The organism is Streptomyces sp. NPDC050619, assembly GCF_040654815.1.
Lineage (GTDB): Bacteria > Actinomycetota > Actinomycetes > Streptomycetales > Streptomycetaceae > Streptomyces.
This window is the reverse complement of the sequence record NZ_JBFAIR010000013.1, coordinates 268,143-280,247: the sequence shown is the minus strand read 5'-3', so window position 1 is coordinate 280,247 and position 12,105 is coordinate 268,143. Positions and strand designations below refer to the sequence as shown.

Annotated in this window: 12 protein-coding genes and 1 pseudogene; 10 read left to right on the top strand and 3 right to left on the bottom strand. The window is 69.3% G+C overall.

What is annotated here, in order from left to right:
* Positions 1 to 674 (bottom strand): annotated as a pseudogene (locus AB0I77_RS23100) (hypothetical protein); the annotation flags it as partial.
* A 278-nt stretch (positions 675 to 952) separates the two neighbouring features.
* Here AB0I77_RS23100 and AB0I77_RS23095 point away from each other — a divergent pair.
* From AB0I77_RS23095 to AB0I77_RS23070, 6 genes are all read left to right on the top strand, one after another.
* Positions 953 to 2,128, top strand: a complete 1,176-nt coding sequence (locus AB0I77_RS23095; protein WP_363284527.1) for a molybdopterin-dependent oxidoreductase — start codon at positions 953 to 955, stop codon at positions 2,126 to 2,128.
* Positions 2,125 to 2,655, top strand: coding sequence for a hypothetical protein (locus AB0I77_RS23090; RefSeq protein ID WP_363284526.1), 531 nt, complete (start codon positions 2,125 to 2,127; stop codon positions 2,653 to 2,655). Before AB0I77_RS23095 ends, AB0I77_RS23090 begins: the two co-directional genes overlap by 4 nt.
* 770 nt (positions 2,656 to 3,425) lie before the next feature.
* The gene (locus AB0I77_RS23085) at positions 3,426 to 3,656 is read left to right on the top strand and encodes a zf-HC2 domain-containing protein (RefSeq protein WP_363284525.1); all 231 of its coding nucleotides are present in this window, start codon (positions 3,426 to 3,428) and stop codon (positions 3,654 to 3,656) included.
* Positions 3,657 to 3,796: 140 nt separating this feature from the next.
* Positions 3,797 to 4,468, top strand: coding sequence for a sigma-70 family RNA polymerase sigma factor (locus AB0I77_RS23080; protein ID WP_363111355.1), 672 nt, complete (start codon positions 3,797 to 3,799; stop codon positions 4,466 to 4,468).
* Positions 4,465 to 4,695: a zf-HC2 domain-containing protein gene (locus tag AB0I77_RS23075; RefSeq protein ID WP_363284524.1), complete on the top strand. Its 231-nt coding sequence runs from the start codon at positions 4,465 to 4,467 to the stop codon at positions 4,693 to 4,695. Before AB0I77_RS23080 ends, AB0I77_RS23075 begins: the two co-directional genes overlap by 4 nt.
* Before the next feature lie 70 nt (positions 4,696 to 4,765).
* Entirely contained in the window at positions 4,766 to 5,176 is a 411-nt protein-coding gene (locus AB0I77_RS23070) for a helix-turn-helix domain-containing protein (RefSeq protein WP_363284523.1), read from the top strand.
* Between the two features lie 140 nt (positions 5,177 to 5,316).
* Here AB0I77_RS23070 and AB0I77_RS23065 read toward each other — a convergent pair whose 3' ends face one another.
* Complete coding sequence (locus AB0I77_RS23065; RefSeq protein WP_363284522.1) at positions 5,317 to 6,471, bottom strand: DMT family transporter; 1,155 nt, start codon at positions 6,469 to 6,471, stop codon at positions 5,317 to 5,319.
* Positions 6,472 to 7,671: 1,200 nt separating this feature from the next.
* Positions 7,672 to 8,106 (bottom strand): winged helix-turn-helix transcriptional regulator, encoded by a 435-nt coding sequence (locus tag AB0I77_RS23060; RefSeq protein ID WP_363284521.1) that lies wholly within the window; start codon positions 8,104 to 8,106, stop codon positions 7,672 to 7,674.
* Between the two features lie 479 nt (positions 8,107 to 8,585).
* Here AB0I77_RS23060 and AB0I77_RS23055 point away from each other — a divergent pair, with 479 nt between their 5' ends.
* The 4 genes from AB0I77_RS23055 to AB0I77_RS23040 all read left to right on the top strand — a co-directional run bounded on the left by AB0I77_RS23055 (position 8,586) and on the right by AB0I77_RS23040 (position 12,075).
* Positions 8,586 to 9,140 (top strand): sigma-70 family RNA polymerase sigma factor, encoded by a 555-nt coding sequence (locus tag AB0I77_RS23055; RefSeq protein ID WP_363284520.1) that lies wholly within the window; start codon positions 8,586 to 8,588, stop codon positions 9,138 to 9,140.
* A 144-nt stretch (positions 9,141 to 9,284) separates the two neighbouring features.
* Positions 9,285 to 9,710 (top strand): ATP-binding protein, encoded by a 426-nt coding sequence (locus tag AB0I77_RS23050; RefSeq protein WP_363284519.1) that lies wholly within the window; start codon positions 9,285 to 9,287, stop codon positions 9,708 to 9,710.
* Positions 9,707 to 11,728: a hypothetical protein gene (locus AB0I77_RS23045; RefSeq protein ID WP_363284518.1), complete on the top strand. Its 2,022-nt coding sequence runs from the start codon at positions 9,707 to 9,709 to the stop codon at positions 11,726 to 11,728. Before AB0I77_RS23050 ends, AB0I77_RS23045 begins: the two co-directional genes overlap by 4 nt.
* A complete protein-coding gene (locus tag AB0I77_RS23040) occupies positions 11,704 to 12,075 on the top strand; it encodes a helix-turn-helix transcriptional regulator (protein WP_363284517.1) in 372 nt (123 codons plus the stop codon). The genes AB0I77_RS23045 and AB0I77_RS23040 overlap by 25 nt, the downstream gene beginning before the upstream one ends.
* The last annotated feature ends 30 nt before the right edge of the window (positions 12,076 to 12,105 follow it).

Below are 12,105 nucleotides of genomic sequence, written 5' to 3'. Positions count from 1 at the left end.
AAGGCCGAGCCGTTGCTCTGCCGGTGCTCGCCGAAGAGGAGGCCGAGCACGGCTCCCAGCACCACCGTGTGAGCGGCCCATGGGATCCACGACGGGTTCGTCACGACCGCCACGACCGCGCCACCGGGCAGTCCGGCGATGATGCCGAACAAGAGTCTTCTGAGCAGAGTCATGGATGTCTCCGATAGTCGCATAGCCTCCGCCGGGGGGAGGAGGGCGAAGGCCATACGAGATTGGGGGGCTCCAGCGCCCGCTGTCAGACGTTCAGAGCGGGCGCGCCGCACGAGCGTTACAAGTCCCCGGGCGGAGACGCGATGGCGAGGACGAGGTCGTCCGCGCACGGCGTGGATTCCGTCTGCCGGGCGGCCCGCTGACCGGCTGTCAGCCCGATCCCGGCCGCTTGTCGCGACCTTCTGGTGCAGGAGGGCCTTGCCGGGGCGAGAGGGAGACGTCTCGATGCCCACGGCCCTGGCGTCGGGGAAGGGGGTGAGATCGACCGCCTCGGCGTCCGGGTTGTCCAGGTCGACCCGGTAGACGAGCCGGTTCTCGTCGCCGTCGCCGTCCTGCTCGTAGAGCAGCACCCGCGGGTCGTCCGTCCAGTGGTAGACCTGCACGCTGTGGTTGTCGTCGGCGGTGATGCAACGCGCCTCCGCATGCGCGTCGACGCTCTCCACCCACACATTGAGCCGTCCCCGTCACGGCGCCAGGTAGGCGATCCTGGTGCCGTCGGGCGAGATCGATGAGGTCTTGAGGTCGGGCTGGTGGGCCGGCCCCGGCCGGCGAGTGACGAAGTGAGCGGGCGGTGGCGCGGTCGGCCCGGGCCACCGGTCCGCGTCATGCTGTGCCCCGCCGGATACACACGGTCCTGACCTCCGGCGGGGCCAGCGGACGTCTGTGTTTCGTAAGCACGTGGCCCCTCGAATCCGTTGCCGGTGAACGGTGGGATGGGGGCATGAAACTCCTCTTATCGCCTCGGTTCCGTGGGACGCCGCCGCGAACCCGCGGGGTGCTGCCCCGGTTCCACGGGCAGCTGCACGATCCCCGTACCGCCACCGTCATCGGCCGCTGGCTGGGCGCGGCTGTGCTGGTGTGCTTCGTCACCGGTGTGGTCAGCCACGTGCTACAGGAGCCGCCGGGCGCCCTCGCCGACCGGCTGCCGACCCGGCCGGTGTGGGGCTACCGGTTCAGTCAGGGCCTGCACGTGGCCAGCGGTATCGCGGCGGTGCCGCTGCTGCTGGCCAAACTCTGGACGGTGTACCCGCGGCTGTTCGTCACGCCGCCGGTGCGCGGCGCCCGGCACGCGCTGGAACGGCTGTCGGTGGCGGTGCTCGTCGCCTCCGGGCTGCTGGAGCTGTTCCTCGGGCTGCTCAACATCGCGCAGTGGTACCCGTGGCCGTTCTCCTTCCGGCAGGTGCACTGGGCACTGGCCTGGGTGATGGTCGGCGCGCTGCTGCTGCATCTGGCCGTCAAGGCACCGTTGATCGCCGCGCACTGGCGGCATCGGTCGCCGGGCACACGGCAGTTGCCCGCGCCGGACGCGCGCGACCGCCGGTCGCTGCTCCTCGGAGTGGGCGCGGCCGTCGGCACGGTGACGGTGGTCACCGCCGGGCAGACCTTCACCCCGCTGCGCCCTCTGGACCTGCTCGCCCCCCGCCACCCGGACCACGGCACACAGGGCCTGCCGATCAACCGCACCGCCGCACAGGCCCGCGTCTCCGCCACCGGCGTACGCGACTGGCGGCTCCAGGTGACCGGGCCGCGCCCCTACGCCCTCACACTCCCCGAACTGGCCTTGCTGCCGCAGCACACGGAGGAGCTGCCGATCGCCTGCGTAGAGGGCTGGAGCGCATCAGCGCGCTGGGAGGGGGTCCGCATACGGGACCTCCTCGACCGCGCGGGCGCGCCGCACGACGCGCGGCTGCGCATCGTCTCACTACAGCGGGCGGGCGCCTACGGCGTGACGGAGATGGGCGCCTCGTACGCCCGTGACCCGCTGACGCTGCTGGCGCTGCGGGTGAACGGCCGCGTGCTGAGCGCCGATCACGGCTATCCGGCGCGGATCATCGCGCCGAACCGGCCGGGCGTGCTGCAGACGAAGTGGGTTTCACGGATAGAGGTGCTGACGTGACCGCGCTGCGCTGGACGCTGGGAACGGCGGGGGCATTGCTGCTGGGGATCGGCGGCTGGCTGCTCGTCACCGAGACCCGCGAGGACACGGTGCCGCAGGTGCTGCTGTGGCTCGTGGGCGCGGTGGCAGTGCACGACGGACTGCTGGTGCCGCTGGTGCTGCTGATAGGGGCCGCGCTGCGACGGCCGTTCGGCAGCGAGTACGGGAAGGGGGGCGGCGACGGTTCCGGTGTCAGCAACGGCAACGGGTACGGCGTACTGCGCGGCGGCCTGGTCGTGGGCGGCTGCCTGACGCTGGTGGCGCTGCCGCTGCTCCTGCGCCAGGGTCAGGGCCGCAACCCGTCCGCACTGCCCCTCGACTACGCCACGAACTGGCAGCTCCTGCTGGCGGTGACGCTCGCAGTCACACTCGTGCTACTGCCAATCAGAGTGCCCTCATACCGGGCAGGCCTCGCCCGCCCGTACCGCAGCATCCTCCGCCGCCTACGGGGCTCGGCACGCCACCCCCACCGCACCCCCCGCAAATAACCCCGGGCACCCCCACCGTCAGCTCCGCACCGGCACCGTCGTACTGCAGGCTCTCTGGCCCCCCGAAGGTCAACTCGGAATTCGCCGAGTGATCACTTGAAGAGAACGGCGGGCTGTGGTCGTTCCCGTCCTCCTCCCTCCTCCTTACGCCGTCGGTGGGGGTGTGGTGGGCCAGGATCAAGTCGCGGAAGCCGGGGGCGAAGCGTTCGATCTGTGCGAGGACGGTGGGGGTGACGTCCACCCGGGGAGCCGTGCGGCACGTAGGCGTAGACCGACAGCGCGTGGGCTCCGGCCGGTGCGCGGGTGGGGTCGACCACGCCCGGTTGGGAGGCCAGGACGTAGGGCTGGCCGGGGTAGCGGCCGGCCAGGATGGCGCGTTCTGCGACGAGGGCCTCCTGGCGAGTGCCGATCAGATGCAGGGTTCCGGCCAGGTCGCAGCCCGGCGCGGTCCAGGACACGGGGGCGGACAGGGCGAAGTCGACCTTGGTGACGCCGACGTCAGCGGAAGGTGGGTCGGGACGCCATGGACTTGTTCCAATGTGTTGTCCGACGTGTCTTGCTGAAGGGGCGGACTCTGGCATCGCGACACGGATCGCAGCAACAGCCTCGACATGATTTCGGCGGGCTGCTCGGTCCGGTCGCCGTCCGACGCGGTATCGTTTCTGAACCCCTGACCGTACACGACCAGCTGCGCCCCTACGGGGCCGCTCGGTGGCATGCCCGGCTGAGGAGTCGACCGTCCGTCCACTGTGTGGGAACAGGAAGGTTTCATGAACTGCGGTGAGTTCGTTGAGCTGGTGACCACCTTTCTCGACGGCTCCGTAGATGAGCCGACCGAGCTGCGTTGCCTCGTGCACTTGGTGGAGTGCGACGGCTGCGAGACCTATCTCGACCAGTTCAGGCAGACCATTGCGGTCCTGGGTGCGCTGCCCGGCCAGAACCTGCCCACCGAAGCGCGCGACCAACTGCTCGGCGCGTTCCGCGGCTTGCGGCGAGGCTGACAGACCCGCCGGCGCCGCGCCCAGTCTCCATGGCCGTGAAAATCCTTACCGGGACATGAACGAACGTACCGTTACACGATCGCACTCGCTGAGCTGGCCTAGGCTGACACCTTCAGTTGACAGCCGGCAAGGAGAGATGAATGGCGGGCGCACGCGAACTGCCTCCGGACGAGGTCCTGGTCCAGCGGCTGCGTGACGGTGACGAGGAGACGTTCGCCCTGGTGCTGGACAACTGGTCGAGCAGCATGCTCAGGCTGGCCATGTCGTTCGTGTCGACCAAGGACTCCGCGGAGGAGGCCGTCCAGGACACATGGCTGGCGGTCATCAGGGGGATCAGCGGCTTCGAAGGCCGTTCATCCCTGAAGACTTGGGTGTACCGGATCCTGGTCAACACGGCCAAGACGCGCGGCACAAAGGAGAGCAGGACCGTTCCTTTCGCCAGTCTGCTGCCGGAGGAGGAAGGGCCGACGGTGGACGCCTCACGGTTCCGTGTCCCCGGCGAGCAATACGCCGGACACTGGGCCGTCGGGCAGGAACCGCGTCCCTGGCACATGCCCGAGGACCATGTGTTACGCGGCGAAGTTCGCAAGGTGATCGCGGATGCGATCGACGAGCTTCCACCCCGCCTCCGTACCGTGATCACCCTTCGCGATGTCGCAGGGTACGGCTCGGAGGAAGTGTGTTCCCTGCTGGAGATCTCGCCGGGAAACCAACGCGTCCTCCTCCATCGGGCCAGGGCCATGTTGCGCCGTAGGCTGGAGGAGTACTTGCCCGGTGCCCATGACGTGGCGGGCGGGAGGGGGCGCGCGTGAACTGCAATGACTTCGTGGAGTTGGTGACCGATTTCATCGAGGATGCCTTGTCCGAAGAGGACGAGCGACGCTTCATCGAGCACCTGGCGGAATGCTCCGGGTGCGAGCGCTACCTCGATCAATTCCGTCAGACAATCGCCACAACGGGCGAACTGACCCCGGACAGCATCTCACCAGACGCCAGGCAGCATCTGCTCACCGCTTTCCGGGACTGGCAGCGGCAGTGAGCCTCTAAAGACCTTGCTGGCGTGATGTCGCGGGGCTGACAAGCTGTGGTTGTGACAGTAGGCCGGTCATATGAGGTGTCCGCAAGGGGGCGGGCTGACCGCGGAGCGGCGGGTGTTCCGCGAGCACATTCGGATGCAGACGGCCGAGTTGTTCGCCCTGGGACACGACAATGCCGCGGTCGCCAAACAGTTACGCGTCAGCGTGCGGTCGGTACAACGGTGGCACCAGGCATGGGAGCACGGCGGAACGTCAGCCCACCGAGCACGCCCTCCAGCGCGGCGACCGCGTCACGGCCACCGTCCGCCGCCTCGCAGCTCTGGAAGACCTGTGCGATACGTACGACGACCGGCTGACCGTCGAGGTCCTCGACGTCACCCGGCCGACGCCATAACCGACCTCATGGCCCGCCGCCTCACCGCCGAAGCCACCATCTCCTGGCGCGACCCGACAACACGGGATCAACCGCGGGTTCCAGGATGAAACACCGCGAGAAACGACTTCTTACAGGACCGCGAAGGACATAACGGGGGCCGTACATCACGCTGTGGCGAGCGGGCGGGCCGAGGTCCGGAGTGCGGCCACTGAGTGGCCTGTGGCCCCTTGGAGGTCGCGGCCGCCGCCTATGGTCCGGCCATGTCTCGATGGGGTCGTCGAAAGCCGGTTGCTCTTCCTCCACATGCGGCCTGCCCAACACATGCGGCCTGCCAAAGTACATGCTGTCGAACGCCCCGGCACCGTGGTAGGTGAGCGTGATGGTCGGACTCTCGTCCGTGCTGAGTCCTGCCCATTCCACTCTGGGGTCCCGTTTGGCATGGTGCCCGAACGGTTGAGGTTCCGGGGACGTCGGCCAGGCGGCCGCGAAAGCTCGCGCCGACGTGGTGTGTTCCCGCTCGCCAGTGATGGACGACGATGATCAGCAGAAGCCCGGGGATGGACGTGGGCTCGATGCCTTGCCCCATCAGCCACCATGCGGCGAGCGCGGCCACTGGAGTCTCCAACAGGAGAAGCACACTCATCGTCGTTGCCGATGCCCTGCCGAGGGCGAAGTTCATTGAGCCGAGCCCCAGAAGCTGGGGCAGGAGGAGCAGCCCGAGCAGCGACAGGTGCGTGGATGTGTCGAAACCTGTGAGTGGGATGTCGGCCAGCCAGCAGACGGCGAGGAGTTCCAGCCCGCAGACCAGCGAGGTGACCGTCGAGTACATGGGGGTACTCACATCTGTGCGCGCCTTTTGGCTCAGGGCGGTGTACCCGGCCTGAGCCATGGCCCCGGTGATGGCGAGCAGATCGCCCATCAGTGCCGTGCCGCCGGACTTCAGGTCGAGACCGGCGGCCGCGGCCGCTCCCACCACGGCGAGCGTCAGACCTGCCCAGGTTCTGCGAGAGGCCCGGACGCCCTGACCCGCGGCGATGAGGGCCTGCCAGACAGGCTGGGTGGCCACGAGTGCCGTGGACATGGCGACCGTGGTCATCCGCGTGCTCGTCATGAAGGCCGCGAAGTGGAGGGCGAGCGACCTGGCCGCGAGGAAGCCGTAGGCCAGGGGCCGCCACTGCTCCCGGCGCAGCAGGCGGCGCTCGCCGCGTGCGACGCGTACCACCTCGCGGCGGCGCGGCATCAGCAGGAACGGTCCGAGTGTGGCGAAGCCCAGGGCGTTGCGCCAGAAGGCCATGGCGAGAGGCGGGGCGGAGGCGGCGGCGGTGAGAGGGGCGGTGGCCGAGACGGAGACCACGGCGATGGCCATCGCCGCGACGGTCAGCGGATCGAATTGCGATTTCACGCGCCCGCACCGTCGGCCGCGGTCGGTCGGGTCGTGGCGGGTGCCGGGGCTTCCCGGCTGTCACCCATAGAACTGAAGGGCCGCGTAAGGAAGTTCGCGCGGATGTACTGCGCATCGGGGCCGCCCGCCATCCATGGAGGAACTGCGGTACGTATCGCCGGCGCACCGCAGGACATCGTGCTCCCGTCCGGCAGATGAACGGTATGCCCCGAAGGCAAGGGCATGAGCGTGGTGGAGCCGTTCAACTTCTGTCCAGTATTTACCATTAAGTGCATGTCTTCCGTGTCCCGAAACGGAGGTGACGGGGCAACAGGGAACGAACCCTGAAGAAACACGGCAAGGGCGGCGGAGGGAACGTGTTGCGGCGCGGGAGCGAGGGGTGCGGTCCTAGGTGTCGCGCGTCTCAACGTGAAAAAGCACGCCGTGGTTCATTCGCCGACGGGGGCGGACCCGTGGCCGTGGACGGGCGATGCCCCCTCCGCGCCGCGCAGGGGGCATCGGGGCCGGTTCACAGCCTGCTCCGCGGGGACCACCGCATGACGATCTCGTTCCGCGACGATCGGACAGCGTTCACCGCCCGGTGCGGACACCGAGAGTTGAACCGGAGTGAACCGTCGCCCCTCTGATTCCGTTGGGGGGTACTACGGGCCCGCAGGGACAGTTGGTTGAAGGCGCTGTCAGCCTTCGCTCTGTTGGGTTCGGGGCGACCGGCCGTTGGCCCTTCTCGTGGGACGTGCGGCGGGATGAAGCAGATCAAGGCCTTCTAGTCGATTGGAGCGTCACGCGATGTCACCACCGCCACCCCGCAAAGCCGAAGAGTCGGCCCCGGCGCAACGGCAATCCGAGCTGGACAGACACCTGCGGGATCTACGGGATCCAGCTGCTTTGGAGGCTGCCCAGGCGCGTGTGGCCGAGGCTGCCCGGAGGGAGACTGCCTGGAAGGCGGCTGCCCGGAGGGTGGCGTATGAGGCCAGCAGGCACTCGCAGCAGGGCGACGTTCAGGAGCAGCAGCCCCCAAGGCGTAGGGGATCAACCGTCGCGAGTGCGCCTGTCCTCGCTCCAGGCGCACTCCCTCGGCCGGTGTCCGCTCCCTGAGGACAGGTAGGTGATCGTGCAAATCTCCCTGGTGAAGCGCCAGTTCAACCTTGGACGTGCACGACGGCCCTGTCCCATTCTGACCTGACGCGTCTACTGGAGCCACTACGTTCGTCCGAGGGTATCGAGCTTGTCCGGGCCGTGGCTGCGCGCATGCTCCAGGAGCTGATCGAGGCCGAGGCCACCGCTCGCATCGGCGCCGCCCTCTCTGACGAGTTCCGCGGCATCTCGTGCGGCTCGTGCTTGAGTCGAGTGTTCGCGTGCCCATCTGTACGGCGTTGATACCGGCTCTCGCAGCGTATGCCCGAGAGGGGGCACGGCGTATTCCACGGCAACGGGGCGGGTGGACACGACGCGGCGTTCGAGGATGCCGTTTCGTTCCAGCCGTCGAAAATGCTGGGTGCCGACGCCCGCGTCGGCCTCCTTGTACCAGGGGCGCAGGCGGATCAGGGCGGGCCGTACGCCGGTGGCCAGCAGCAGGGCGGTGCCCTTGGGCAGAGTCCGTATACGGTCCCGGGGCAGCACCGGGTCGAAGCGCACGCGCTGGAGGCGTTCACGGCGTACCTCTACGGCAATGACCCCGCCGCGACGGCCATGTGTCTCGAACGCGCCGGCATCCGGATCCGCTACCGGCAGGGTGCCCCCGCGCCCGTGGCTCCGCGCGGGACGCCGCATGGGTGCGTGGCGTCAATCGCCGTATACGCGCCCTTGCCATCGCGGTAGCCGCGCGCGAAACCGGAGCGGCCTGAGGGAGAACGCGCAGGTCGACGGCGGATTTGGCGCGAAGGAGACGATTCCGTCGCTACGGTACGTGGCCCGGCTTGCTCCTTCCGGTCCGGTGGCCTCCGCCGCTCCATCTGTCAATCGAACGTCAAAGCGATGTGGAACGCCGCTCGAAAAACTCCCCCCGGGATCGAGGCCGCCGAGCGCGGCCGGCTTCGAGGCCTGACCTCCACGAGGTCACGAAACAAGGGAGTAGTACGAACGTGAGTTGGACCTTTATGGGTTCCTATGGAGCGGTGAGCGCCCGGGAACGCGCGCTGCGCACGCTCTACGACGAACAGGCGGGCGCTCTGTACGCCTACGTGGTACGGCTACTGGGAGGTGACCGGTACCGAGCCGAGGACGTGGTGCAGGAGACGCTGCTGCGCTGCTGGCGCACGCAGGACCTGACCCCCGACCAGCAGCTGCGGCCGTGGTTGTTCAGGGTGGCCCGCAACCTCGTCGTCGACGAGTACCGGTTGCGCATGACCCGCCCCCAGGAAGTCAGTAGCAACGACTGGCTGGACGACCTACTGACGAGGCCCGACGACGTCGACCGGCTGCTCTCCTCACTGCTCCTCAAGGAGGCTTTCCAGCACCTGTCGCCCAAGCACCGGGATGTGCTGTACGAGACGTACTACGCCGGCAGGTCGATGCGCGAGACGGGCCAGAGGCTCGGTATCCCGCCCGGGACCGTCAAGTCCCGCGTGCACCACGCGGTACGCGCCCTGCGGCTGGCCATGGGCGTCGTCGAGAGCGATGACGAAACGGTCGGCAAGAAGCCCGCGTGGTGGTACTCGTCCGCGGCGTGACGCACGCTCGCCGGCCCAACAGCTCGTCGGTCGAACAGCGGGGGGCGAACCGCCCACGGCCCGCCGGCCGAGGCCGAGCGTTCCCGGCTGACCGGGGAGCGGCTGATCGAGCACCCGCCGCGAGAGAGGCTGCGCCGGCTTCTCATGCCGGTGCTGTACCGGTCCGGACGGCAGGGCCACGGCGCCGGCGGCTTACCGCAGGACGCGAAGCACCACGGTGGCAGTGTGACCCGGAGGCCGATTCCGATGCAGTTCGTCGCCCGACAAGCAGAGCGGTGTGAGATCGACCGACTGGTGACCTCGGCGGCCGCCGGGCGTGGTGGGGCGGTCGTGGTGGCCGGCGAGGCGGGGATCGGTAAGTCGGCGCTCGTCGACGAGGCGGTGGGGCGCTGGATGGGTTTGAGGTGCTGCGCGCCGCGGGCACCGAGTTCGAGCAGGACCTTCTCCATGGTGCCTTGCACCAGCTGTGCGCACCGGTTCTGGAATACCGTCTGGAGCTTCCTACAGTTCAGCGGAGGGCGCTGGAGGCGGTGTTCGGTCTCGGTGAGCAGACATCACCTGAGCCGTTGACCGTCGGACTCGCTGTGCTGGGGCTGCTGCGGGAGGCGGCGCGGGAGCGTCCGGTGTGCTGCGTGGTGGACGATGCTCAGTGGATCGATGACGCTTCGCGTCAGGCGCTGGTCTTCGTGGCCCGGCGGGTGGCCGTCGAGCGGATCGCGGTGGTGTTCGCCGCGCGTGATGTCGGCTCGGTGGCAGGCCTCGCCGCTCTTCCGCGCTTGCCCCTTGCGGGTTTGAACGACGAGGATGCCCGGGCCGTACTGGGGGCGGCGGCGCATGCCGGGCTGGATGCCGAGGTGTTCGACCGGATCCTGGCCGAGGCACGCGGCAACCCGCTGGCGCTGCTGGAGTTCGCACAGGATGCGGGGCCGTTCTGGGTGCCCGGCCCGCGGCGTGGCCGGGCCACTGTGGTGGACGCGCTGGAGGAGCAGTTCGTCCACCGCGTGGAGCAGTTGCCGTCCGTCACACGGCCGTCGGTGGTGCTTGCCGCGGCGGAACCGGTCGGTGATCTCGGCCTGCTGCGCCGCGCGGCGCGGCTCCTTGAGCTGGATGCCGCGGGGCTCGCCGTCGTGGAGAGTGCCGGGCTCCTGACCCTCGGGCAGCGGCTACGTTTTCGCCATCCGCTCGTGCGTTCCGCGGTGTACGCATCGGCCGACCCGGGAATGCGTCGGCGCGTGCATGGCGCTCTCGCCGAGGCAACCGGTCCCGAGAACGACCTCGACCGGCGGGCGTGGCACCGGGCCCACGCGGTCGTCGGTGTCGACGAGGACGTCGCCGCGGAGCTGGAGCGGTCCGCCGATCGGGCGCGCCTGCGCGGCGGATTCGCCGCAGCCGCGGCTTTCATGGAGCGGGCGGGGCAGCTGACGCCTGCTTCCGACCGCCGGGCCGGACGGTTGCTCACCGCGGCACAGTTGCGACCGCAGGCCGGCACACCGGCCGCGGCCCGTGCACTCGTCTCCCAGACAGAGCGCCGCCCGATGGACGAACACGGTCGCGCGGAGGCGCGCCTGCTGCGTGCGCGGGTCGACTACCAGCTCGCCCACAGCCCGCAAGCGACCGCCACGCTCGTCGATGTCGTCACCGAACTAGTGCCCGACCAGGCCAGGGAGACATACCTGGAAGCGCTCGTGGCGTTCATGTACAACGACAACCAGCCCGGCCGGCTCCAGGAGCTCGGCGCCCAGATCCGCAAGCTGGTGCCACAGAGGGAGCCTGCTCAGCCGGTCGATCTGCTGCTCGACGCTCTGCTGGATCAGATCATGCTGCCCGTCGAGGACGCGGTGCCCGCGATGCGCGATGCGGTGACGGCATGCCGTGCCACTGCCACCTCGGCGGGTTCCTGGCGGATGAACCTGGTCTGCCACCTCGTCATCGACTTGCGTGATGACGAGGTGCTGGAGGAGATCTCGGACCGCCAGGTCGAGGTGGCGCGCCGCCAAGGTGCCCTCGCCACGCTGCCGCAGGCGCTGCGCTACGAGGCGCTCACCAGGATTGCGGTCGGCCGGTTCGACGACGCGGCCGCCGGCCTCGCCGTGGCCCGAGCGGTCGACGAGGCGGCGGGCAGGGCCCCACTCCTGGGGGCCGAACTCATCTACACCGGCTTCCGCGGCGACATCGAGCGGTACCGCGAGCTGCGGGAGCTGCTGGGCCGTGCTGGGCGCCCCTTCGAGACCGCCGCCGAGCACTACGCCAGAGCGGTGCTGTACAACGGGCTCGGCGACGATGAGGCAGCTCTGGACGCCGCACTTGCAGCCCAGCACAGGCGCCAGGCCGGCTCCTACTCGGCCTGGGCCGTCTACTCCGAGCTCGTCGAGGCCGCTGCGCGCGCCGGCCGCGGCGAGGACGCCGTCGTCGCTCTGGATCACCTGGAGGCGCTGGCTCGCACGAACCCCGTTCCGTGGGCTGTCGCCGAGTGGCTGCAGGCGCGGGCCTTCTCGGCCGGGGAGAGGACTGCGAAGCGCTGTACCGGGGAGCCATCGACCGCTTTGCCCAGACCCGGGTCCGGGTGCTGTACGCCCGCGCACGGCTGACGTACGGGGAGTGGCTGCGCCGCGAAAACCGACGTGCCGAGGCTCGGGTCGAGCTGCGAGCGGCGCACGACATGCTGTCACACATGGGTGCCCGCGCTTTCGCCGAACGCGCGGCCCGTGAACTACGGGCCACCAGCGAGCAGGCGCACCGGCATGGCGAGAACCCGCTTGGCCGGCTCACCGCGCAGGAGCGGCTCATCGCGGAGAAGGTCGCTGGCGGAGCGACGTCCAAGGAAGTGGCCGCGATGCTGTTCCTCAGCCCGCGCACAATCGACGCGCACTTGCGCAACGTGTACCGCAAACTGGGTACCTCCTCGCGTCGCCAGCTCCGCACGATGCCGCTGTGACAGTGCGGCTGGGCCTGCTCGGCGCTCTCC